The 24,381-nt window shown below is 63.9% G+C and carries 20 protein-coding genes; 16 read left to right on the top strand and 4 right to left on the bottom strand.

Features of this window, described 5'->3' with window-relative positions:
• Positions 1–142: 142 nt before the first annotated feature.
• The 3 genes from J5J06_04540 to J5J06_04530 all read right to left on the bottom strand — a co-directional run bounded on the left by J5J06_04540 (position 143) and on the right by J5J06_04530 (position 3,357).
• Positions 143–931 carry an FkbM family methyltransferase gene (locus J5J06_04540; protein MCO6436338.1) on the bottom strand — a complete coding sequence of 263 codons (789 nt, stop codon included), beginning with the start codon at positions 929–931 and terminating at the stop codon, positions 143–145.
• Positions 932–1,118: 187 nt separating this feature from the next.
• Complete coding sequence (locus tag J5J06_04535) at positions 1,119–2,264, bottom strand: glycosyltransferase (GenBank protein ID MCO6436337.1); 1,146 nt, start codon at positions 2,262–2,264, stop codon at positions 1,119–1,121.
• Positions 2,265–2,322: 58 nt separating this feature from the next.
• Positions 2,323–3,357 carry an SDR family oxidoreductase gene (locus J5J06_04530; protein MCO6436336.1) on the bottom strand — a complete coding sequence of 345 codons (1,035 nt, stop codon included), beginning with the start codon at positions 3,355–3,357 and terminating at the stop codon, positions 2,323–2,325.
• Positions 3,358–3,883: 526 nt separating this feature from the next.
• Between J5J06_04530 and J5J06_04525 the strand changes: the two genes are divergently transcribed.
• The 16 genes from J5J06_04525 to J5J06_04450 all read left to right on the top strand — a co-directional run bounded on the left by J5J06_04525 (position 3,884) and on the right by J5J06_04450 (position 20,315).
• Positions 3,884–5,896 carry a PAS domain-containing protein gene (locus tag J5J06_04525; GenBank protein MCO6436335.1) on the top strand — a complete coding sequence of 671 codons (2,013 nt, stop codon included), beginning with the start codon at positions 3,884–3,886 and terminating at the stop codon, positions 5,894–5,896.
• Positions 5,897–5,900: 4 nt separating this feature from the next.
• The gene (locus J5J06_04520) at positions 5,901–6,272 is read left to right on the top strand and encodes a response regulator (GenBank protein ID MCO6436334.1); all 372 of its coding nucleotides are present in this window, start codon (positions 5,901–5,903) and stop codon (positions 6,270–6,272) included.
• Positions 6,265–7,590 (top strand): HD domain-containing protein, encoded by a 1,326-nt coding sequence (locus tag J5J06_04515; protein MCO6436333.1) that lies wholly within the window; start codon positions 6,265–6,267, stop codon positions 7,588–7,590. The genes J5J06_04520 and J5J06_04515 overlap by 8 nt, the downstream gene beginning before the upstream one ends.
• 1 nt (position 7,591) lies before the next feature.
• Positions 7,592–8,956, top strand: a complete 1,365-nt coding sequence (locus J5J06_04510) for a diguanylate cyclase (GenBank protein MCO6436332.1) — start codon at positions 7,592–7,594, stop codon at positions 8,954–8,956.
• Positions 8,953–9,288: an STAS domain-containing protein gene (locus J5J06_04505; protein ID MCO6436331.1), complete on the top strand. Its 336-nt coding sequence runs from the start codon at positions 8,953–8,955 to the stop codon at positions 9,286–9,288. Before J5J06_04510 ends, J5J06_04505 begins: the two co-directional genes overlap by 4 nt.
• A 40-nt stretch (positions 9,289–9,328) precedes the next feature.
• Positions 9,329–11,083 carry a Flp pilus assembly complex ATPase component TadA gene (gene tadA / locus J5J06_04500; protein MCO6436330.1) on the top strand — a complete coding sequence of 585 codons (1,755 nt, stop codon included), beginning with the start codon at positions 9,329–9,331 and terminating at the stop codon, positions 11,081–11,083.
• A 2-nt stretch (positions 11,084–11,085) separates the two neighbouring features.
• Entirely contained in the window at positions 11,086–12,297 is a 1,212-nt protein-coding gene (locus J5J06_04495; protein MCO6436329.1) for a type II secretion system F family protein, read from the top strand.
• 39 nt (positions 12,298–12,336) lie between these two features.
• The gene (locus J5J06_04490) at positions 12,337–13,425 is read left to right on the top strand and encodes a hypothetical protein (GenBank protein ID MCO6436328.1); all 1,089 of its coding nucleotides are present in this window, start codon (positions 12,337–12,339) and stop codon (positions 13,423–13,425) included.
• Positions 13,426–13,432: 7 nt separating this feature from the next.
• Positions 13,433–14,056 (top strand): PilN domain-containing protein, encoded by a 624-nt coding sequence (locus J5J06_04485; protein ID MCO6436327.1) that lies wholly within the window; start codon positions 13,433–13,435, stop codon positions 14,054–14,056.
• A gap of 32 nt (positions 14,057–14,088) precedes the next feature.
• On the top strand, positions 14,089–14,643 hold the full coding sequence (locus tag J5J06_04480; protein ID MCO6436326.1) for a hypothetical protein: 555 nt from the start codon (positions 14,089–14,091) through the stop codon (positions 14,641–14,643).
• Positions 14,640–15,224, top strand: a complete 585-nt coding sequence (locus tag J5J06_04475) for a hypothetical protein (protein MCO6436325.1) — start codon at positions 14,640–14,642, stop codon at positions 15,222–15,224. Before J5J06_04480 ends, J5J06_04475 begins: the two co-directional genes overlap by 4 nt.
• A gap of 78 nt (positions 15,225–15,302) precedes the next feature.
• Entirely contained in the window at positions 15,303–15,821 is a 519-nt protein-coding gene (locus J5J06_04470; protein ID MCO6436324.1) for a prepilin-type N-terminal cleavage/methylation domain-containing protein, read from the top strand.
• Positions 15,822–16,000: 179 nt separating this feature from the next.
• Positions 16,001–16,567 carry a prepilin-type N-terminal cleavage/methylation domain-containing protein gene (locus J5J06_04465; protein MCO6436323.1) on the top strand — a complete coding sequence of 189 codons (567 nt, stop codon included), beginning with the start codon at positions 16,001–16,003 and terminating at the stop codon, positions 16,565–16,567.
• 16 nt (positions 16,568–16,583) lie between these two features.
• On the top strand, positions 16,584–17,186 hold the full coding sequence (locus J5J06_04460) for a GspH/FimT family pseudopilin (GenBank protein MCO6436322.1): 603 nt from the start codon (positions 16,584–16,586) through the stop codon (positions 17,184–17,186).
• A gap of 205 nt (positions 17,187–17,391) precedes the next feature.
• Positions 17,392–18,129, top strand: coding sequence for a DUF4190 domain-containing protein (locus J5J06_04455; GenBank protein ID MCO6436321.1), 738 nt, complete (start codon positions 17,392–17,394; stop codon positions 18,127–18,129).
• Positions 18,126–20,315 (top strand): DUF418 domain-containing protein, encoded by a 2,190-nt coding sequence (locus J5J06_04450; GenBank protein MCO6436320.1) that lies wholly within the window; start codon positions 18,126–18,128, stop codon positions 20,313–20,315. The genes J5J06_04455 and J5J06_04450 overlap by 4 nt, the downstream gene beginning before the upstream one ends.
• Here J5J06_04450 and J5J06_04445 read toward each other — a convergent pair.
• On the bottom strand, positions 20,270–24,250 hold the full coding sequence (locus tag J5J06_04445; protein MCO6436319.1) for a hypothetical protein: 3,981 nt from the start codon (positions 24,248–24,250) through the stop codon (positions 20,270–20,272). The genes J5J06_04450 and J5J06_04445 overlap by 46 nt on opposite strands.
• Positions 24,251–24,381 lie beyond the last annotated feature (131 nt).

The following is a 24,381-nucleotide window of genomic DNA, read 5'->3' as shown; positions in this document are numbered from 1 at the left end:
ATCGAGCCCGAACACCCGGCTGATCGGCTCGGTTTGCCCCAGCGACCCGAAGTACACGGCCGAGACGGATGGAGGCCCGTTGATGGCCGCGTCCGTGGAGCGCTGCCTGTCGAGCTTGTCGGGTGTTGCTTGGGGCACGGCGTCAGTCCCTCCGGCGGGCGTGAACGAGCAGGTAGTAACGCGTGTTCGGCCCCAGGCGGAAGGGGGGCTCGCACGCCGGGTTGGTCTCGCGGTCGAAGTCGTGAACGAGGTAATCGAAGCCCTGCTGATCGAGCAAAGCGAGAAGGCGGTGCAACGTCCGCGGCAGGCCCGGAAGATGGTGATACTCGACGGCAAGTGCCCGCACGTTGCGAAGCGCCGGACCGCAATCCTCCAGCACGTCCGTTTCGGCTCCCTCGATATTCATCTTCAGAAAGTCGACCGGTTCCCCGAGGTAGTCGCGCAGGCTTACGCAATTCACCGTGGTCGACCGGTGGCCGGGGGCGCTGGCGTCCACGGCATACGGGGACAGGGCGCTGGCGTACCGGGCATCGGCGAGGAAGTCGGCGGCTCCAGGGGAGGACGAAAGCGCCGCCCTGACAACTTCGACATCGGTGATTCGGTTGGCTTCGAGATTCTCGTGCAAGTATGGGAGAACCTCCGGGTCGGGCTCGAAGGCGGTGATTCGGGCCTGCGGGTAGACCATCTTGAAGTAGAGGACGGTCATGCCGATGTTCGACCCGCAATCGAGGATTCGCGGCGCGGGCCGGTCGGTCGCAAAGTGGTATACCCGGCGGACGAAGACGTCCTTGTGAAGCATGTAGAAATTCGGGCCGTCGTTGATGCGAACGCGGAAGGGGCCGCAATTCTCCAGATCGCCGGCTTGGGCGAGGTGGAGAAGATGCTCGCGGGCATCGGAAGAAAGTGCGGGTGTTGCATCGGCAGGGGACATGCCCAGATTATCGGCAACCGATTGTTCTCCTCAGTACGCGGACCTTGGGAACTCGTTGCACGGCCTGTGGTTGGAACGATTATGGCGTTTGTCCGAAACCGGAGCAGCGTCCGATAAGAACCGCTACGCGCAGCGCTGCTTCTCGGACGGGTGGTAACAAGGATAGGATGCGGAGCGTTATCCTTTTTCACAGAGGGACGGTGCTCACCGTTCCGACGGAACGCTGTGAGTTTCTGAGGGCTTCGTCCAGAATCCGGGCAAGCTCCTGCGTGCGGGATGAGTAAGTGTGCTCGCGCAACGTGCGTTGCTGACCGGCCTTGGCGATTCCGCGGCGGGCGGTGTCGTTTGCCAGAAGGTGTGATATCTTCCGCGCGGCCTCCTCCGGATCATCGTACGCCACGATTTCTCGTCCTATTTCAAATAGGTCTCCCAGGTTATCACGCGATTCGGTGAGGAGGCACGTGCCGACGCCTGTGGCTTCATAGAGGCGCATGTTGTTTGCGAAGCGGTGGGAAACATCTCCCCGAACGTCGATCTCCGCGTGCAGATTGATCGTAATCCGGGATGCTTCAAGGACTTCGTACATGCGCCAACCCCACGCCTGGCCACGGTAGTGAGCGTGAATCGGGGAGGATGGGGACACGGTTTCGATGCCGTAGGCAAATATGTCCACGGGGCGGATTCGAAGCAGGGCGTCGAGGAATGGAATGCGGTTGCGATGCGACGGAGCGAAGCCGCCCACAAAGGTAATGTCATACTTCTTTTCTGCGCCTCCGGTTGATCTTCGGCTCGCCAGGCCTGACAGAACGCGCTCGTCGAAGCCGAGCCGAAAGGGAACGGCGGGGGTGCCGTGCGTGCGGAAGTAATTCACGACAGGCGGCCAAGAGGAGAGCATCAGGTCGTAGGCGGCAAACGTGCGATTGGCCGGCAGGGGGGAGGCGATCTGCCCGGTCAGCAGGCGAACCCGGCCGCGCATGTCGTTCAGAAAGGCGTCACCGAGCGGCGACCACTCGAAAACGTAGAGGACATCCGGGCGGAAATGCTCGACCTGCGCGGCGATGATCTGCCGACGGCGGTCATGGATGTTGCCTTCCAGCGCCAATCCATGCTCGGTCGCCCAGCGCGCCTGGACTTCGTCGGCGTTGCAGATGACCTCGCAGGCGTCGCATCCTGCCTTCCGCAGGCCATGTGAATAGGCGTTGCCAATACCAAAAGCGGTATCGAAGAGACGCTGAAGCTGAGGCTCGAAGGGAAGCCGGGCGAGCTGGGGCTCCGCGCGGTAAAGCTCCGTGAGAAACTCCGGATACCAGGTCTGAACGAGCAGGATGCGCATACGCGGCCGTCCGGAGCATGTTCCTGGGAGGTCGGTCGTCCACCTGGTCTATCGGCGATCAGACGGCCACTTCGTTACGGCGGCGCAAGTCGCCGTCGAGTTTGCCGCGCTCCTGGAGGGCGTGGAGGCGGGGGGCGCGGCGGAAGCGGTCGCTGCGCCAATCCGCGAAGGTCAGGCCGGCGCCAATCATTGCGGCGCGCAGTTGCCGGATTCCCTGGGGCAGGGTCCAGCGGAATTTGAGGGTGGGACAGGCTTCCAGCAGTCGCGAGCCGTCGACGCGGTAGGACCGGCTGTCGAAAGACTGCCGTGCGGATCCGCGCACGCAATCGGGCACCCACTCGACAATCGCGTCGGCGATTTCCATGACGCGGTGGTTGGCACCTTGCGGGGCGACGTTGAAGACCCGGCCTCGGACGTCGTGAACATCGGCGAGCAGGGCGGCGGCGAACGCCCGGGCGACGTCCTCGACATGGACCAGGGGGCGCCAGGCCGTGCCGGACGACTTGAGGTTCACACGACCCGAGGTGACGGCCGCACCGGTCAACTCGTTGACGACGGTGTCCATGCGCAGGCGGGGGGACATTCCGTAGACGGTGGCGAGCCGAAGGGCGACAGGGCAGAAATCGCCCCCGGCCAGCATCAGCAGATCGTTTTCACAGGCGAGCTTCGATGCCGCGTAGGCGCTTCGAGGATTGGGCGGCGCGTCCTCGCTCAACAGATCCAATCCGCCCCGCCCGTACACGCTGCACGAGGATGCGAAGAGAAAGCGGGATACGCCGGCGCGGCGGCATTCCAGAGCGAAGCGGACGGCGGCGGCGTGGTTGATCGTGGTGGTGAGGTGCGCGTCGATTTCGCCGGAAGTATCGTCGGACAGCGCTGCGAGATGGACGACCGCGTCAAAAGATAGGAGATCGGCGAAGGTAACGTCCCGGAAGTCACAGACGAATTCCGGCACATCGACGCTCACGCGTCCCAGATCTGCGCCGCGGTACAGATCGGCGTCCAATCCGACGACTTCAAAGTGCGCGCTGCGCAGGTAACCCGCGAGAACGGAGCCAACATAACCGCGGTGTCCTGTAATCAGTACGCGCATGAAGCTGGTTCGCCGAATTCACAGCCGTCGTCCCAGAAAGGTGTCACATTGATGACACTATACGATGAGAGACGGTCCTTTGTTATCGGCAGTCGATAGGAAGGGGCTTCACCGGAAGCGGGCGGGAAGGGGCAGTGGGTCGGCTTGCCCGTGAATGAACTCACTCGCAACCTGCGTGTGTCTTGCGGGCGAGGAAAGGTGTGAAACAAGTTCGTTGAAACGATGAGGCGTATTCGCCGGCGATTGAAGTTACTGGTCGCTGGCAACGGTCGGACGTTTATCGGGCACCGTGGACATGAGCGAGAGCGGGCCCAGGGCAACGTCACATGACCGCTGGTTATCGTGGCGCCCTTCTGTGAATTGTGCGTGGACGGGATCTTATTGGGCGTGCGAATTTATCCGGGCGCGCTGCCGTCGTCATCAAGTCGGGAATGGGATGATAAGTCTTGGGGCGGCCTAACGCCGTCGCCGCCCGGATTCGATAAGCATACGGAGAATCAATTTCACCCGGTGCGAAGAGACGTCCGTGAACGTGAGTGCGCGCGGATTATGGGATGAGTTCAAGGCCTTCTGGACGGCGGAGGAGATTCCGCGCTGGTTCGGACTAACCCTTGTATTGGTGTATCTCGCGGGGCTTGGGGCGATCGTACACGTGGGCATGCGCGAGCTTCGGCGGCATGCGCAGGATCGCGTGGACGAGCTGGTCCTGGCGGCCGTGGACCGGACGGTCGAGGAGCTGCGTGCTTCCGGGCAGAAGCTCGACGCGCGTGACGATATTGCGCGGCACTGGAACCTGGCGTTGTTCGAGCTGGCGGGCGCCATGCACGGGGCCACGGCACGCGTGCTGGATGCGCGGCACAAGGTGATCGCGTCTACCGATCCGCTTGAAATCGGGATGACGATTCCCGATCCGGTCCTATCGACAGACCCTCTTTCGTCCGGTCAGGCCGGCCGGATTCATCGGGAACGAGATTCCGTTACCGCGTGGCGGGCGCTGGAGGGCGTTCGGTGGGAAGCGAAGACGAAGGCCGGGTCCGACGGGGAAGGATCGGTGGGCACGGCCACGGGGGTCGGCGCCACACCGCTGGTGCTGATGGTGCGGTACCCGGCGATCGGATCCAACGGCGGGAGTCTCGCGGGACAGGCGGAAGCGGCGGCGATCGTCCTGCTGGCGTTCGGTGTATTGCTGGTGGCGTATCGTTGCGTTCGCGGGCAGCTTCGCGGTCCGGTGAAGATCGCGGAACGGCTGCGTCTGCACGGCAACCGGTTGCGGTCTGACACCGAGCAGGTGGTCGGCGAACTTGCGATGCTGCGCTTGAGTGAGGCGGAGGATACGGCAACGGGTGCCTGGAACGCGCTGGTCGATCTGGCGCAGAACCTCGCCAATGCGGTGGCGCGAAACGAGGCGAACGCGGAACTGAAGAATGCGCTGGAGCGGTCCGGCGGCGGGGCGCTGGCGGAGGCTCTCCACGCGCTGCCGGACGGGATCATGTTCCTTCGCGCGGAGGAGCAGGTGGACTATGCGAACGCGTCGGCCGCGCGACTGATGGGATGGCGGGGGGAAGACATCCGCAACATGACGCTCTCCAAGGCTCCGCGACTCAGCAAGGTCGGAGAGCGGATCGCGGAGATCGTGCGGTCCGCCCAGCAGGCGGACGGCACATGCGTGGCCATGACGGAGACGGTGGAGTCGGGTGAGGGGACCGGCGCGGACCAGAGTTCATACCGCGTGTGGGTGATACCGGTGCATCGGCCGCACGCGCTGGGCGAGTGCCTGGTCGTGATCCGCGATGTAAGCCAACAGCTACGTGCGGAGAAGGCGCGGGAGGAGTTTGTCACGCAAGTTACGCATGAACTGCGTACGCCGCTGACGAACATCCGGGCGTATGCGGAGACCCTTTCGAGCGGCATGTTCGAGGATCCCTCGGTGATCACGGAATGCTACAACGTCATCACCAAGGAGACGCGGCGCCTTTCCCGACTGATCGAGGACATTCTCAGCGTCTCGCAACTGGAGGTAGGGGGCATCGACCTCCAGGTGGACACCGTGGATCTCAGACAGGTTCTGAGCGAGGGGGTTCGTGACGTTCGCGGGCTGGCGGACGAGAAGAACATCGACATCCAGCTCGTGCTGCCGTCGAAGCTCGAACCGATCCGCGGGGATCGCGACAAGCTGGCGGTCGTGGTGAACAACCTTCTGGGCAACGCCATCAAGTATACGCCCTCCGGGGGCGACGTGCTGCTGGGATGCCAGGTGTCGTCGTCGGAAGTGATCATCACGGTCAAGGACAACGGTTTCGGGATCGATCCGGAAGATCACGCGCGGGTATTCGAGAAGTTCCAGCGGGGTCGCGACCCCGAGGTGCAGGCGGAGTCGGGAACGGGCATCGGCCTGTACACCTCGCGGGAAATCGTGCGGCGGCACGGCGGGAATATCGAGCTGATCAGCCGCAAGGGAGAGGGAAGCACGTTCCTGGTGAAGCTGCCCAATCGGGAAAGCCGGGCGACCACGCTGTCGCTGGCGTCGGCGGAGACCTAGACACATGGCTCGAGTACTGATCGTTGAGGATGAACCGCACATCGCGCGCGTCATGGCGTTGTGGCTGTCACGTCACGGCCACACCGTGCTGGAGACGACCAACGGAAAGAAGGCGCTGGAGGTTCTCGCCGGGGAGAGCGTGGACATCATCGTCACGGACATGAACATGCCGGAGATGGACGGCGTGACGCTCGTGGAGAAGGCGCGATCGGACCTGGGGCTCAAGACGCCCATCCTGCTGCTGACGGCGCGATGCGACCATGCGGCGGTACAGGCGCAACTGGATCCCTTCGGGGTCCGGCTCTACACGAAGCCGTTCGTGCCCTCGCGGCTGGTCGCGGATATCGAGGAGCAAATCGGAGCGCTCAGTGCCTGAAGAAGCTGTTCAGACCAGCGGTGCATCGGGATCGACGCCGCCTGCCGTGTCGAACGCGGGTGATCCGCGCGCCTGTCTGCAAGTGCTGCTGTCCGGGGGAGGGGCGCAGGATGGCGGTGCCACGAAGGCCGCACTCGAAGGATTGTCGGATTCGGTGGAGCGTGTGCTTCGAGAGCACGCCGGCATGACCGAAGAGCTGCTGAGCATCTACGAGCAACTCGGCATGGTCTTCGACGTTTGCGGCCGGTTGCCGTCGGCCGGCCAGGAATCGGCGGTACTGAATCTGTTTCTGGAGAGCTTGCGACAGAGCTTTCGGGGGCGCGAGGTCCTGGCGTATTTCGACCAGAGGAACGGTCGATGGAGCGTGGCCGGGCGAAGCGCGGACGAGGATGCGCCGGCGGAACTCGCGGCGATTCTGGAACGGCTGCCGGGAACGCGCGGCGCCCGTGTGGAGTCGGTCGTTCTGTCGAACAACGGCGAGGCCGTTTCCGTTGAGCTCATGGTCGGGCCGGTCTACGCGGGAGACAACTTTGTCTGCGCGATCGTGCTGATCCGTGGTGCGGGGGCGCCGGAATTCCAAGCCAGCGACATGAACCTGCTCGACGCGATGGCCACGTTCTGCGGCGACCTGATCAGTAATCGTCGCCTGGTGCGTGAGTTGCGGCAGTTGTCGGTGGCCGTGGTGCGGTCGCTGGTGAATGCGGTTGACCAGAAGGATCCGTACACGTCGGGTCACTCGATTCGGGTGGCGTACTTCGCGACGGTGCTTGGCGAGCGGCTGGGGCTGCCGGACTCGGAAGTGCAGATGCTGCAATGGGCGGGGCTGCTGCACGACGTGGGCAAGATCGGGATTCGCGACGACGTGCTCAAGAAACCGGGCAAGCTGACCAAGGAAGAATTCGACCACATGAAGGAGCACCCGGTGCGCAGCTTCCAGGTGGTTGAGGGCGTGCCGCAACTCCAGCGGGCGTTGCCCGGTGTGCTGCACCATCATGAGCGCTTCGGCGGCGGCGGATATCCCGGCGGGCTGCGCGGCGAGGAAATTCCACTGCAGGCGAGGATCATCCAGGTGGCGGACATCTTCGACGCGTTGACGTCCGATCGAGCCTACCGCGCCGCGTATGACTGGAAGGGAGCGCTCGAGATCCTGAAGCGTGAAGCGGGGACGACCGTCGATCCGCACATCCAGCAGACCTTTGACACGATGATGCATCTTCGACTGGACGGGGACGAGAACCGCTGGGCGGAGCTGATTGCCGAAGCGGAGCGTTTCACGCTTTCCAGCTCGCTGGATGGGTTTGTCGGGGAGGGTTTGTGACGTGAGCCTTGCACTCTTTCTTCCCTGGTTTCCCATCCTCCTGGCCGTGGGGCTCGGCGGTCGCCTGCTGGGGCGGTCCAAGGGGTACGCGCTCGGTCTGATGTGCGCGTTGTTCTGGATAGCACTGGTTCATCTGTCCACGGGCGGCGCCGCGTGGCAGCAGGCGGGGGCGCTGGTGACGCTGCTGTCGGGATCGGTGGCGATTATCACCATGGGCGGATGGGCGGGTGAATCCGGAGCGGCGACGGATCAGCGGCGACGAGAGCCGGCGGAAGAGACCGGGGGGCGAGCCGAAGCATCGGCCACGCCGCTCCGCGGAGCCAGCGCGCTGCCGGATGATCTTCATCGGCTGACGGAGATGATCGAGCGCTTCGACGAGTGGCTTGCGGAGAACGAGCAGACGGAGGATCTCTGGCCGGCGTTCGATGCGTACGTTCGGGGAGCGCTGCGCTTGTGCTGTGGGGCGACACGAGTTCGTCCTTATCGGGTCACGGGTGACGGCGCGTGGCTCGAGCCGCTGCGCATCGAACACGCGGCTATGGATCGCCGGCGCGTTTCGGCGGATGAGGGATTGCTGGGCGAGGTGCTTGCGGCGCGGGTGGCGTACGTCGGTGGAGCGGGTCGCCAGGCGGAGCGCGCGGCGGACGAGGGCGGGACCAAGTCGGAGGCCAAACCGGCCTGGTGTTTTCCGGTGCTGGACGGCGGGCAGGCGCTGGGCGTTGTCTGGGTCGGACAGGTGGAACTATCTCCTCTCCGGCAGCGGGCCATGCTGAGTCTGGCCGAGCGATGGATCGCGCAGTGCTGGCGGAACCTGGTGGATACGGCCCGTCGACGGTTGGCCGCCATGACCGACCCAACGTCGGCGGTGCACACGCGCGATTCATTTCTGGAGCTTGCCGGGGGGGACGTCGCCGGGGCTTATGCGCTGGGTGAACCGGTGGCGCTGGCGGTGGTGGCACTGGAAGGTCTGCGCGAGCTGAACGACAACGGCCGGTGGGAGGTGGCCGACGAGATCGTCCGTGACGTCGGGGCGATATTGCGGAGCCGGGTCCGGGCGGACGATCGCGTGGGGCGCTTCGACGGATCCCGGTTTCTGGTTCTGCTGCGGCGCGTCGATGCGGAACTGTCGCAGTTGATCGTGCGGCAGCTTTTGGAGCGGCTGGCGCGCCTCTGCGAGGGGGAAGCGCAGCGTGACGCGAAGGTAGGGGTACGACTGGGGGTTGCGGTCAGCGGCAGCGAGATGCCGGAACTGCGCGTCCTGCTGGCCCGGGCGCTGGATCATTGCCGGAAGGCGCGTCTCGAGAAGACCTCAATGTCCGGTGACTACGTGCGTGCGGCGCCGCAAGTCGAGGAGGCGGCGACATGAAAATCGAGAGCCAGCGTGTCGGAACCGTGGACCTGCTGACGCCGATTGGAGCCCTGGTGGATGAGGATGCGGAGCAGTTTCGCCGCAACCTCCTCGATCGGCTGCAATCGCCCAATCCACGTCTGGTGGTGTCGCTGGCCGAGGTGCCTTACCTGGACAGCGTGGCACTGGAGGGGTTGCTGGACGCCGCGGACGCGCTCAGCGAGCGGGCGTCGGTCCTGCGACTGGCGGAGGTTCCGCCGAATTGCCGGGAGGTGCTGGAGCTGACGGGCATGGCGGGACGTTTCCGCTTCTTCAAGTCGGGCAACGACGCGGTAAAGAGCTACTTGTAACGATCTGGGATTCGGGTCGCTCGACCCGAGGTGCGTATCCATGTCCGGGACGATGATCGAAAGCGCCGTTCGCCTGGGAGAACAGCTCGTCCGTGACGGGCTGATCTCCGAGGATCAGCTTGCGGAGGCGCTTTCGCGGCAACAGCGCAGCGGTCAGCGGATCGGCAGTGTACTCGTCGAGGCGGGGGCCATTTCCTCGACGGCGCTGGTGCAGGCGCTTTCGAAGCGGCTGGGCGTCAAGGGTAGTGTGCTGCGCCACGGCCTGATCGACCCGAAGATCGCGAAGATCATCCCGAAGGAAGAAGCGGAGCGGCTGCGCGTTCTGCCCCTGTTCAGGGTCCGGGACGAGCTGACGGTGGGGATGGTCGAGCCGCAGTCGCTGCCGGTGCAGGACCGCCTGCGGGCGATGACGGGATGCACCATACGTCCGGTCCTGGTGCTGGAAGAGAACCTCCACGAGTACCAGCGGAAATACCTCTCGGCGGACGTGAGTGTCGACACCTTCCTGGCCTCGATGGAAGAGAGCGACATCCACATCTCCGAGACGGAGGCGATCGACGAAGGTCCGGTGACCGACCTCGACAAAATGGTCGAGGGCAGTCCGATCGTCAACCTGGTGAACCTGGCCATGCTGACGGCGCTGCGTGCCGGCGCGAGCGACATCCACATTGAGCCAGATCGCGACGCGACGCACATCCGGTACCGCATCGACGGCCAACTGCGGGAGATGCTGAAGCCGCCGAAGGGTATGCACGCGGCGATCGTGTCGCGCGTGAAGGTGATCGGGCGGATGGATATCGCGGAGAAGCGCCTGCCGCAGGAGGGGCGCGTACACATCGTGGCCGATGGTCGCGAGATCGACCTGCGCGTGTCGAGCATGCCCACGATCCTGGGGGAGAAGATCGTGCTGCGCATCCTCGACAAGAGTCAACTGAGCTTCGAGCTGGAGTCGCTGGGACTGCGCGGCGTGGACCGCGAGGCGGTCGAAGCCATGATCCGGTGCCCGTACGGACTGATGCTGGTTACGGGGCCCACGGGGAGCGGAAAGACCACGACGCTCTATTCGGCTCTCGATCTGCTGCGCAGCGAGGCGACGAACATCGTGACCATCGAAGACCCAGTGGAATACCAGCTCCCGCTGATCAACCAGATCCAGGTCAACACGGGCGTGGGACTTTCGTTCGTGCGGGCGCTCCGCTCGGTGCTGCGTCAGGACCCGGACGTGATCATGGTGGGCGAGATTCGGGACGAGGACACGGCCCGCGTCGGCATTCAGGCGGCGCTGACGGGGCACCTCGTTCTTTCCACACTGCACACCAATGACTGCCCCGGGAGCATCATGCGTTTGCGCGACATGGGGATCGAATCGTACCTGATCTCGTCGTCGCTGCTCGGCGTCGTTGCCCAGCGGCTGGCCCGCAAGATCTGCCCCAGTTGTCGCACGTCGTACTACCCTCTGCCCAAGCTGCTGGAGAGCGTCGGATGGGGGCATCGGACAAACGAGCTGTTCCATCACGGGGAAGGGTGCCGGGAGTGCAACAACACCGGATTCCGCGGGCGCGTGGGCATCTACGAAGTGATGTTGATGGATGCGGAGATGAAGCGTCTGGTTCAGGAGGAAGCCAGCGAAGGGGGGATGCGTTCGTACCTTGCGGAGTCCGGCTGGCGGACCCTCCGGCAAAAGGCGCTGGACGTGGTGGAGTGCGGGGAATCGACGCTCGAAGAAGTGCTGCGGGTGACAAGATCGGACTCGGTGCCGGTGGGTGATCCGACCGGGGTGGGGGCGGCGCACTAATCATGCCTTCTGTACAGCAGACCATCTCCCAGGGTTCCACGCGCAGTGCGGGCCAGGGACTGATGCGCGGTCCGGCAGCGGATGCTCCGCTGCGGGGGAACATCCGCACCGTCGGTATTGACGACGTACATCACGCACGCGGCGCCGAGGCCATCGCAAGAGAGGGGGGAAAGGAACTACGACTGCCGCTCGGGGTATTGGTGCTGGCCACGCGGCAGATTGCCATGATGCTCCGGGCCGGGGCCGGTATCGTTCCGGCGCTGCAGGCCATTCGTCGCCAGTTTCGCAACCCGCGTCACCGGGCGCTGCTTCAGCATCTGATCGTGGACATGGAGGAGGGCACGCCGCTGGCCGAGGCCTTGCGGCGCTATCCCTCGACGTTTGATTCGGTGTATTGCGCCATCGTCGCGGCCGGTGAGGCCAGCGGCTCGCTGCCGGCGATGTTTGAACGGCTTGCCGCGATCGTGAGCAAGCGGCGGGCGATGCGCAAGAAGGTGATCGGAGCGTTCACCTACCCGGTACTGCTGACGGTGATGTGCATCAAGATCCTGCTGGTCATGCTGCTTTTCGTCGTTCCGCGATTTGCAGACATGTTCGTGCAGCTCGGCGTGGAGACGCCGGGGACGACGAAAGCACTCCTGGCCGTGGGATCCTGCGTACGGGGCTACTGGCCGGTGTTGGTCGGAGCGCTGGCAGCCCTGATCGGGGCGATCGTCTGGGTGCTGCGCGCTCCGAAAGGGAAGCTCTGGCTGGCGAATATGCAGACGGAGGTCCCGGTGATCGGACGGCTTCGCCGTCTTCTCATTCAGGCCCAGGTGCTGCGGACGATGGGCACGCTAATCGAGAGCAAGGTTAGCCTGCTCGAGGTGATCGAGCTGGTGCGGGATTCGACCACCAATCGTCGGTTCCAGCGGATGTTCAACGCGATCGACGATGCGGTGACGGGGGGCGGACGCATGAGCACGGCGTTCGAGAAGTCGCGGCTGATCGAGCCGTACATCTGCCAGGCCGTGTCCACCGGCGAAGACACGGGCAATATCGGGGGGGCGCTGACCTACTGCGCCGATTCGCTGGACGAGTCCAACACCGAGCTGATCGCGGTGGTGACGAAACTGGTGGAGCCTCTGATTCTGGTGGGGATGGGTCTGGTCGTCGGATTCGTCGCGGTTTCATTGTTCCTGCCGCTGTTCGATCTGACGTCGGCCATTCATTGATCGGTTGAGAATGGAGCGCGTGAAGTAGACATGGTGCGAATGGGGCGAAGACGGAATGGACTGACGTGTGTCGGTGCCGACACGGGAGCGACGGGTCTGCGCGCCGTGCAGTTGCGCCGAGCGGACGGTGCGGTCGAGGTTGTGCATTCGGCTCGATGGGAGGGAAGGAGAGGCGACGAAACACACGCTCCAAGCGGCGAGGAGGTTTCCGGATGCCTGGGTCACGGAGGCTTCCGGGGACGACGCGTGACGGCCGTGCTGCATCCTCCCGACGTGGACTTCTTCGCGCTGGAACTTCCCCGGACGGACGAGAGCGACGTGGAAGCGGCGGTGCGGCACGAAGTCGAGCGATTGGCGGGGCCGAAGCGTGCGGAACTGGAGACGCGGTACTGGGAACTGCCGACAACCCGGGCGTCGATTCCGAACGCGGTGGGGGCGGCCGTATCGCGTGACAAGGTGATGGAACTGGTCACGGCCTTTGAGAGCGCGGGTTGGCTCTGCATGGGCGTCGACGCGTCCGCCACGGCGCTGGCACGGTTCGGATCACTGCTGCGCGAGTGGCGGGCGGACGAGGTGTGGGGCATGCTCGATCTGGGACAGCGCCAGGCAAGAGCGGTGATTTGTCTGGGGCACGTTCCGGTGCTGGTTCGCTCGGTCGGTTCGGGCGGCGGCGAGTGGACTGACCGCATTGCCCAGTCACTGCAGGTGAGCCCGCGCGCCGCGGAGATTCATAAGCGCGAATACGGAATCCGGGGGGGCGGCACACCGACGGCGGCAGGTGAAACCACGGGGAACGAAGGTCCGGGCGGCACGGCCACCGCGGAACTCTCGGGCATCCTTTTGGGAATCCTGCGAAGCGAGCTTCGGGAACTGGCCGGAGAGATCAAGCGTTCTTTCGAGTACGTGCTGAGCTGTTACCCGGGTTCCTCGCCGACGGAACTCATTCTCGTCGGCGGCGGCGCCGCGATGCCGGGCGTTCCGCAGCATCTGGCGTCCGCGCTGGGCATTCCCGTGCAGCGCGCGTCATCGTGCCTGGAGGAGTCGGGCTGCCAATTGCGGTATTCGTCAGGGAAGCGGAGCGGGCTCGAAGAAATGGCCGCGGCAATCGGCGCTGCCCTGGAAGGATGATTCGGCGATGACGAGCGTCAACTTCATTCCCGACGACGTCGTGCTTCGCCAGCTTCGGCGCGTTCATCTGCGGCGGCTGGCGGTGATGGGAGGAATCGCCGTCGCGCTGGTCCTGGCCGCAGCGGCGTTTGACACGTGGGACAAGGCCCGGATCGGAGCGCTGAAGAGTCAGGTGGTTGAGGCGGAGTCCCTCGTCGGTGCATTGCGCGTCGAGGTACAGAAGCTGGCGGGACAGGCGGGTGATCTGCAACTGCGCATTGATCGCGCCGACGCCCTTCGTTCCAAGCGGGAGTGGTCGGGCGTATTGGCACTGCTGAGCCAGACGATGCCATCGGGATGCTGGCTGACATCGGTGGCTACCGTGCCGCCGCGTCCCGGCCGGAATCAGAACGCGGCGGTGTCGGCGCCGGCGGCGGACGAGAAGCAGGGTGCGGTGCGAACGTCGATCACGATCGACGCCCCGCGGAAGCTGACGCTGGGAGGCTATGCGGCCGAGGTGGCGGAGCCCAGTGTGTTTGTTTCGCGGTTGAAAGAGAGCGGCGCATTCCGGGATGTGAGCCTTGTGGGCACGCACCGGGAGACGCTGGCCGAAGGACCGTTCTTCCGATTCGAGGTGGTGTGCGAGTGGTAGGCGGCAGACATCGGAGTTGGATCGGATTGCTGATGATCGACGCCGTCGGCGTCATCATTCTGGCGGCCTGCGCCGGCATTGCGCTGTGGCTCACGGTCTTCCGGTTTGAAGCCCGCGCGGTGGACGGTCGACAGCTTCGCGAAGCGCTGCGCACGGCACGTTGGGACCTGTCCACTCTGGAACAGGCCAAGGCACGTCAGTCGGCGCTGGTCAAACAGCGGCACGAAGAGCTGTCGAAACGCGGTCACCCTCCGGAGTCCGCTCCGGTGGAAGGATATGTGCAGGCGCTCTCGGGATGGGCGGCGCGGCGTGACCTGTCGGCACTGGGGCAGACACCCCTGCCGTCGCGGTCCTATCCCGGATTGAATGAGCAGTTGTTAACGTACGATGTTTCGGGATCGCTTCCCGGCATCGCCCAGTTTCTCCGCGATGTGGAGCGGGCGGATTTCTGGGCGGACATCAGCCACTTGGCCATTGAGCAGGCGACGGATGCGGCGTTGCAGGGGCAGTGCGTGGCCAATCTGACGTTCAGCCTGTTCGCGGCGCCTGCGGCGGACGCGGTCCAAGCGGCGGGAGGTGGAACATGACACCCCGCCGCAAGCGCTGGTTCATGATCATGATGGGCATCAGCGTGACGGCCATGTTCGTGGACCGCTTCCTGGTCGGCTACCAAATGGCCGGACCGCAGGGAGCCTCGGCAGGTACGGTGACCGAGCATGCAGGCCAGGTGGGGGGGATTTCGGTGAGAACCGGGGATTCGGTAGCGCTCATACCCGAGGTTCCGTTTCCGAAGAACCTGCCGGAGTCGACGAGTCGCCTGATGTCCCGTGACCTGTTCCGGCGACCCGGGCGAACGACAAGCGCATCCTCGATCGGGTCTGCCCCGGCGAAACCGGATCGAACGTCCAATTCGCAGACCTCCCGGAGCGTGGCCGAGGAATTTCCAGAACGTCATCGACTCGAGGCCGTGATGCTCGACGGCGAGAGGGCGATCGCCATTGTTGACGGGCAGTGGCTTCGGGAGGGGAGCTTATGGGACGGTTGCAGACTGCATCAAATCGGGGAAACAAAAGTCCATTTCCAGTGCAATGATGGTGACACTATTCTGCAACTTGAAACCACGTTACCGCTGAGCGGGACTAAACCGGTAACGCAGCAGCGACGATAGTATGCTGGAGGTATGGAGTTTTCCGGGAATTGGGAAATACCGGCGCCGAGAAACGGGTATCAACTACGGGGGCTTGGAATGAGTATCAGCCAAAGTAAGCGATTTGCGGCATTCAGCCTGGTGGAACTGGTCATCGTCGTTGTCATCATCGGGGTGATCGCGGCCATCGCCGTGCCGCGCATCAGCCGTGGTGCGAAGGGCGCCGGCGATGCGTCGATGCGCATGAGCCTGCAAGGCATTCGTAACGCGATTGATATGTACTCCGCGGAACACGGTGGCAAGTTTCCGGACGGCAGCCAAGGGTCCGGAACGCAGGCGGATATCGAGGCGCAGCTCACCAACAAGACCGAGTTTGACGGTGCCACGACCGTCGATGACTCCGGCGACGAACTGGGGCCTTACCTGCGAACCGGCTTTCCAACAATTCCCGTCGGCGCCAAGAAGGGTGAAAACACCGTGAAGATCATCACCTCGGGGGCGATCGCGGGAACCGACATTGACGACTCCACTGCCTGGGTTTACAGCACGGTCACCGGGGAATTCAAGGCCAATTCCACGGGCACCGACGCCAGCGGAACGGTGTATTCAACCTACTAGACGCGGCACACGACGTCCTGTTCTGACGGCGCACTAATCCGGTTCTCGACTGTTTCGGAAAAAAGACGGACCTCGCGTTGCCCGGCGGGTGACGCGAGGTCCGTTTATCTTGTCGCATGATATCGTACGCTTTGCGCGTTATGCGCCAATCTCCGAGGCGGATGCAGGGACCGTGCACGTTGTATCGGACCATGCCGTTGATGTGCGGCGGGCGCCGTCGAGGGGGCGCGTTCAGTCTCGTCGAGCTGGTGATCGTGGTCACGATCATCGGGATCATTGCATCCATTGCCGTACCGCGTCTATCGTCCGTTGCGGCGGGATCCAAGGCCAACGCTCTCCAGGCTTCCGTCGCCAGTGTGCGCAAGGCCATCGACATCTACTATGCCGAACACGGGCGTTACCCGGGGTACGATCCGAGCAGCAGTCTGCCTGACGGCGCCAAGTTCGTGGATCAACTCCTCAAATACACGGACGAGGAGGGCAATCCCAGCGAATCCTACGGCGGCGAGTTCATTTATGGGCCGTATCTGCGTCCGCCGTTTCCGAAAAACCCGACGAACAATCTATCAACGGTGCATGTCAAGGCGACACCGTCAGCGGCCGACCCGGCGAACGGCTCCGCCGGCTGGGTTGCGGTCCTATCGCACGGATACTTTGGTGTGCTGGCCTCCGATGCCGACCTCGGCAGTGTCGGCGTCGTGGACGCCGTCCGTATCGATTTGGTGCGGTTGACAAGGTCAGATTGAGAGATCGGTTATCAACATGCGACAAGCGAAGAATTCAGTCCACGATCACGCTCACCGCCGGCTGACGGCGTTCTCGCTCCTGGAAGTCGTGGTGGTGATGGCGGTCATTGCGACGATTTCGGCCATTGCCGTACCCCGTTATGTCAGCTTCATCTCGCGCGAGAAGGTCGAGGGGGCGGCCCGGCGGATCGCCGCGGACCTCAACTGGGCGCGGCAACTGGCTCGCGCCAAGGGGACGAATTTCTCCGTGGTGTTCAATTCATCCCGCCAGCAGTATTACCTGTACGACGTGGCAGCCGACAAGGTCGTCGCGCATCCGGATCACACCTTGCTGCCGTACAAGATCGACCTGGCGCAGGACCTGGACAACGTCTCGCTGGTAACGGCGGCGTTTGGCGGTGACGAGACGGTCGTATTCGATGCCTACGGCGCGGCCGACACGGCCGGTTCGATCGTCATCCAACAGGGGAAGTGGCGGCAGGGCATCACGGTCAAGCAGGCGGGCGGCAGCGTTTCCATCGGCGGCGTATACACGTTCGAGCCTGTGCCGGTCGATCCGGAGCCTATTACACCTCCGACGAAGGACCCCATCATCGTGTTGCCGCCGGACATCACCTAGGGATGGGCTTTGCTGCGACCACCTCATTGACGAGTCTTTGCACGCGCGTATAACACACCCGGCGCGAGTCGGGTTGTGGACAGCGTGTGCGCGCTGCGAGGGTCATGACTGCGTTTGGTTGAAGTGCGTGCTTCCCCAAACGGCGAAGTTTGCACCTGCTTCGATTGATCCGTCCACATCCAACACCTGCCGCGGGAGATCACCAATGAACGGCCAGACTACCCCTCCCCCTTATGATCCGCCGTCTGACTACCAGGGTGCGTTTGATGGTCCTCTCCCCGAGCGACCGCGAAGCGGAATCGCGATCGCGGCGTTCGTGTGCTCCGTGCTCGGTTGTCTGGGCGTCACGGCCGTTGCGGGAATCGTCCTGGGCGTTGTGGGCATCGTGCAGACCGCCGGCGGCAAGCGGCGCGGGCTGGGTTGGGCGGTCGCGGCGTTGCCCATCTCGTGTTTGACGGGAATCATGTTCATCGTCATCGCGATCAGCAGCATCTACGGATTGGGAATATTCAAGGCCCGCCAGGTGGCGATCGACGTGCTCAAGTCCGATGCACCCGAGGCGGCGCGCATGATTCGTGAAGTCGCATCCGCGGATCTGAGCGCGGTAGCTGACGAGCGGCGCGTTGGTGCATGGCTTACCCAGATCCAGGGCGTACACGGCACGTTCGTGGGATTCGCGCGGGACAAGGCGGAATTCCCCGTTTCGGAGGACGGCCGCGTCCAGACGATCACCTACACGGGCAAGTTCGTAAACGGCAATGCCCCCGTGAGCGTTACGACGTCGCCGTCCCTGTCGCTCGAGCACTCGTACCGTCTCGAAGACCTGTCCGTAGACGGGCTGTCCTTGAAGAAGTTCGATGCCGGCGCCGCACCGCCGCCGCAGCCGGCGGACGGCGATAAGGAGACCACGCCGTCGGAGAACGCGGGAAGTCCGCCCGCGTGACCACCGTCAGCCCGTCCAGGCCGTCGGATCACGTGCTATCACCCATCCCGGGCGATCCGACCCGTCCCGGTCAGCGTATTGCCGCGATCGACGTCCTGCGGGGCGTTGTCATTCTCGGCATCCTGCCGATGAACATCCAACTCTTCGCCACGGTAGAGGCGGCTTTCCTGAACCCCCATGCCGGCCCGTGGACCGACGCCGCCAACGTTGCGCTTTGGAGCTTGATGCACGTTCTTGTCGGCCACAAGGACCTCAGCATCTTCGCCATGCTGTTTGGTGCCGGGATCATCATGATCGACGCCCGCAGCCGCGGGCGCGGTGGGACCAGACTTCATTATCGGCGGATGCTGGTGCTGCTGGCGATGGGGATGCTGCACGCGTACCTGCTCTGGCCCGGCGATATCCTGGTCACGTACGCGCTCGCGGGAATGGCGGTGTATCCCCTGCGCGTGCTTCGGCCGGTCTGGCAATTGACCCTTGGACTGGCGGCATACGCCGTGCCGATGGTCATCTGCCTGGTATTCGGGCTGATCCTTCCCGGGGCGCCGGCGGGACTTCGCGAACCGATATTCGCCATGTTCGCACCATCGGCGGAGCAGATCGCGGCGCACCACGCGACGTACGCGGCGGGATGGTGGTCCCAGTTCCCCGACCGCGCGGCGTCATCCCTTTCGATTCAACTCGTCATTATTCCCCTGGCCCTGTTCTGGGTCGCGGGGGGCATGATGCTCGTGGGGATGGCGCTGTATCGCTGGGGGGTGTTCTTCGCGACGCTTCGTCCGCGGATCTACCTGCTCATGATTGCCCTGGGATTGACGATTGGACTGCCCGTTGTCCTGTGGGGACTTTATCGCAATTTCCAGGCCGATTGGGCCCCGGCCTACTCGATGTTCCTGGGGCGACTTCCCAGTGAAACGGTTCAACCGCTGATGGCCGGGGCTTGGATTGCGTTCTGGATGCTGATATGCCGGGCAGGGGCGCTGCCGTGGCTCACCCGGCCGCTGAGTGCCGTGGGGCGCATGGCGTTGAGCAATTATCTTGCCCAGACGCTGCTGTGTTCGTTCTTGTTCTATGGGAACGGATTGGGGCTCATCGGACAGATCGACCGCTTCGGCCAGCTGGGGCTTGCCGTGGGCTTCTGGATCGTCGAGCTGGCGGTTTCCTCGATCTGGCTCAAGCGGTTTCAATACGGTCCGGCTGAATGGGTCTGGCGGGCATTGACCTATGTCCGCCCGCCGGCCATGCGCGCACGGTCCACCGATTCGACACGCGTGTCGGGGGATTCGAGTTCATTCCTTCAGCCCCCGGCTGATTCAGGTTCTCGTCGCGAAGCACTTTCTTTTGTATCGGCGCTGGGCCGCGTTGCCGCGTTCGCGGGGTTGCTGATTCCACTACTGGGAATCGCATTGATGGCCAAGTTCGCGGCGCAGGTCGCCGGCGAGTCGGCTCCTGAGGATCTGGCGCTCTATGTCGTCGCGGGGGCATCGGCGATTCTGGTGGCATGGGTCTGCCGACGGATTTTCGAACAGGAACAGCAACCGGCCACACGTGAAGGGCGACGGGTTGCCGGAGCCGGGGGGCTGGCATGGGGCGCGCTTCTGGGACTTTGTCTGCCGCTGATCTGGATGGGGGCGGTGTTCCTGCTTGGCTGGACGGCAATCAATACCACTGCGGTACAGCATCCTCTTCTCGTTGCGATTGGCGGCGCGTTTGCGTGCCTCGCACTGGCGACTTTTGAAGAGGTCGCCTTCCGCGGCTACGCCTATCAAACACTCTGTCAATGGAATCGATTCGGGGCGATTGCCTTATGCGGCATCGGATTCGTCGGCATTCATCTGCCCAATCCCGGGGGTATGGGCGCGGCCGCGATGGTCAACATGTTCCTGTTCCACTTGCTTTTGGTGGGCCTGCTGGCGAGGGCGGGTACCCTCTGGCCGCTCGTCGGGTTGCACGCCGCGTGGAATTTCGCCATCGGAACACTGCTGGGCCTGAGCGTGAGCGGCGATGCGACGGATCGTTCCCTGCTCGACGCGAGGGTCTCCGCCAACGCGTGGACGGGGAGCGCCTTCGGTCCCGAAGGGGGCTGGCTGATCACACTCGTCCTGGTCGGCGCATGTCTGTGCGTGTACCGCCTGCCGAATCAAGGGCAGGGCGCCGGGTCGTCAAACGGATACGCCGGGGACTGAAAGGCGAGGACGATACGAAGGATATCGTTGCCGTTGACCAGTTCGTTGGGGACGGCGCCGTCGATATCCACCCATACCAGCGGGGGCGCGGTGGGACGGTTCTCGAAGCGATTCACCGCCGCGAGCACGTCAATTCCATTGACGATTCCGTTGGGACCCGTCCAGGCCGAACCGTCGTACGATCCCACGACATCGCCCCATCGGAACGCGGTGTTGATCGTCGATTCGGCCCCGTATCCGTTGGGATCACCTGGGTCGAAGGTCTCGGCCAGCGGCGTGACGACGTAGGCGGAATTCGCGCGAATGTCGGCGTCGCCCACATGGATCATGGGCTCGTTCCATTCTCGATAGACCGGGGCGCACGTCAGACGCGAGACGGCGAAAGCGTCGGGCGCGTCGACCCACTTCTCCCACCCGGGGAACGCCGGATTGGTCATGCGGAATGCCTGCATCGTTCCGGCGGAGGCTCCAACCGCGCCGGGGGAGAAGGAGATGTAGCGGTTCTTTACAATCGCGTCGGGCGCTACGGGCTGAGGTTGCTGACAGGCATCGGGGAATGCATCGCCGTTGCTGTCGGATTGCGTTCCCGCACCCAACTCGCAGGCGTCCGTTGTACCGTTTCCGTCGCAGTCGGAGAGCGTCTGGCAATCGTCGGGGATTCGATCGGGACGGGCTCCGGCACCGGTGTCGGACAGGAAGGCCTCAAGGTCGGCGAAGTCCTGATCGACGAATTCCGGGAAGATTCCGCCCGGGTGCGTTGTCGGAGGCGTGAGCTTCGTCCAGATCTGATTCCGCTTCTTTCCGCGGATGTTCGGACCAAAGCCGCCCGTGCCATTCTGCCCGTGGCAGAAGACGCAAGATGATCCGAAGAGGGTAGCCCCGGCCGAGGCGTCGCCGATCGGCCCGCCGTCACAGTCCGTGCTGAGTCCTCCGGCGACGTCACACACGTCGTTGACGCCGTTGTTGTTGCAATCGGCGAATTCGCACTCGTCGGGAATGTTGTTGCCGTTGCAGTCGGGCAGTCCCTCGCAGTCGTCGCGGGCACCGTTGCTATTACAGTCGGTGCAGGACGTATCGGTGCAGGGTGCCAGCGGTCCCGGCAGGCAGACCCCACCACCGCATGTGTCACTCACCGTGCAGGCGTCGCCGTCATCGCAGGGCGCGGTGTTGTTGACGAACTCGCAGAGGTCCCCGACACAGTTATCATCGGTGCAGGGATTGCCGTCGTCGCAGACGCCCGTCTGGCTGCAGTCTATCGCGCAGGCCACTTCAATCTCGAAGGCGTCGATGGCGGCTTCAAGTACCGTGGCCGCGCCGCCGTCCGTCGCCGAGAAGCGAACCTGGACGTTCTCGGCGGCCGGAATCGCCGCGGTGAGATCAATGAGTTCCGTCTGCCAGACGTTGCTGTCGGCCGTATAGGTTGCAACGGGTACCCAGGTGGCGCCGCCGTCACCGGTGACTTCGACAATGAGGCTGTCTCCGCCGGCGGTGTCGGTCGTGCCGATCCAGTACGCGTAACGAAGCGTCGCGTTTCCGCCCGCGAGCGGATATTCCGGGCTCAGCAGCCGCGTCGTGCCGCCGTCCACATCGGAATCGCCGTCGGTGTTTCCGGTCAGGTAGCAAGCACCGTTGCCGTCGTAATCCGTCGGCGGGTCCTCGCGATCGCCGCCGCCGACCGGGATGCCCCAATCCCAGAATCCTGTGGTTGCGCCTTCGTTCACGACGGTCCAGCCTGGGTCGGTGTCGAAGTGGTCGTTGGCCGGCATCGGGTCACAATAGTCCGGGTCGCAGGCGTTTCCGACGCCGTCCATGTCGTCGTCGGCCTGTGAGGCGTTGGGCGTCGTTGGGCAGTTGTCGCATGGGGATGGGACACCGTCCCCGTCCGGATCGACGCTGTCATCGAAACCCGGGCACAGATCGCAGCCGTCGGGAACGCCGTCGCCGTCGCTGTCCACCGCGTCATCAAAACCCGGACATTGATCACATGAATCCGGCACGCCGTCGCCGTCGCTATCCGATTCACATTCGTCGGGGATGAAGTTGGCGTTGCAATCGGAGCTCTGCCCGCAGCCGGTAACCTGACAGGCGCCGCTCTGGGCGGTGCAATCCACGTCGCAGATGTCTTCGATGCTGTTGCTGTTGCAATCGAGAGGGCCGACGTCCGGGCCGACGATGTTGATGACGACGGAGGTCGGCGTGCCCGGTTTGAAGGGCGTGATGATTGCTGTCGTCGTGGTCGGCGGGAGATTGGACTCAAATCGGAAATTGTACATCGTTCCCCAGCGAAGCGCGTTGGCGTTGGGATTCGAAGCGTAGGCTTCCGTTTCCCAGGCGATAAACGCCGGGTCGACCGTAATCGTCCAATCGGCGTTCGAGTAGGGTTCACCGCTGTGCGATTCCACATCGTGGAATCCGGCGTTGCGAACCAGACCCCCTCCTCCGAGCGGGATCGAAAAGCCGCCGACCGCCCGGTCGGAATTGAGATTGAACAGGGCGTATTCATAGGACCAGTAGCCGTCCCCGACGCTGCTGGCCCGTGCCGCGATCTTCAGCAAACCGTCGCCCGCGATGAGAACGTCCTGCGCGGCCACCGAGTGATCCAGGGCCGGCCAGGCCAGGATAGCCGGTCGTTCCCGTACCGTGCTGTCCGCCAAATTCAGGCTGTACGAGCCTCCGCCTCCGGAGATGGTCACGCGGCGGTGTGAGGCGTTGTTGTCGCCGTTGCCTGCCGTCGCGTCGTCCGGGGTCACATACTGACCCTCGACGAAGTACATCGCCCCGGCATTGAGCGTGGGGTCGATGTCGTCGTTATGGACCTGAAGGCGCCGACCAATGACCGGCGGGGCGGCCGGTGCGGAAAACGGGTAGGGGTAGAACCCGGTGGATGGGTTCACCTCGGATCGCGGTCCCAGGTTGTTCTGCGTTCCGTTCAGACTCGCCGAGTAAGGATCGGAGCAACCCACTCCGAGGTGTTGTCCTGAAGGATCGCCTGCGCATCCGCCCGGGCCCGTGCAGAGATTGTCGGAGAGTGCGAAGAATCCGTGCTTGAGCCAGCTCTGTCCGATCTGCTCAAACCGGCCGTCCTTGAAGCGGTACATGTTTTGTGCGATGACGGGATGTTGATTCGTGTTGGAGAACCAGTTGAGCGGCTCGCTCCCCAGATTGCATGAAACGGTTCCAACGGAGAACGCGGAAATCCCTCCGGAGGTTCCGTAGCTCATCGTCTGGTAAAGATCACCCACGATGACGTCCGGGCCGGAACCGGCCAGGGGGGAACGAGGGGCATTCTCGCCGGAAACATCGCACGTGGCTCTCGCCTCTCCATTAAGCTCGAAGTCGATCTTTACTCTTCCGATTTCGCGTCCGCAGACACCGTTCTCGCAAAGACGCAGGCCGGCCTGGATGGTGACCGCATCCGGCCAATGGGCGAAATCGTGGAGAACGGGCAGGAGCTCGAAGCGTACGTCGTCATCACCCGCAATAGTGCTGGCGAGGCTCCAGCCCTTGTCGGTTTCATATCGGAGCAGAAAATTGCCCAGCGTCCGCCGCTCACTGCCGTCGCTGATCAGCAGTGCTCCCTTGCTGCGGACCGAGGCGTCCAGGAACGTGACGGGCCTCGCATTTTCCATCTCGAAGTGTGCCTCGCCGATGGCCAGACCGAACGTGTAGCTCGTCGGCGTTGCGTCCGGGTCCTCGACCGTTCCTGCCGAAGACATCACCTCCCAGCCGATCTGTCTCAACGCATCGGGCGAGAGTTCGATGCGCACTGTTCCGCTGAGGGACTGCGTAACGGGCGTGGCGGCTTCTTCTCGGGACTCCGCCTCGCCCGGTTGGCCCGCTCGGGCCGGATCAGGCAACACGAACGCAAGGCACAACGCGCTTACAAGCACCAGCGTTTCCGCCCGGAACTTGGGGGTCGACAAAGAGTTGGGCATGGCACACGACTCGAGAAAAAAGGAATTCTGCGGGCGCGACTATCGCGCTTCGCGCACGGGCGCCCATCGCCGGTCGTCCGGTCCGATAGTCTGGCCAAATGTAAAAGACGGGTCCCGTCCCGACAGCGATA

Source organism: Phycisphaerae bacterium (assembly GCA_024102815.1).
GTDB lineage: Bacteria > Planctomycetota > Phycisphaerae > UBA1845 > UBA1845 > JAGFJJ01.
The sequence above is the reverse complement of the archived record's forward strand: the minus strand, read 5'-3'. Positions and strand labels throughout refer to the sequence as shown.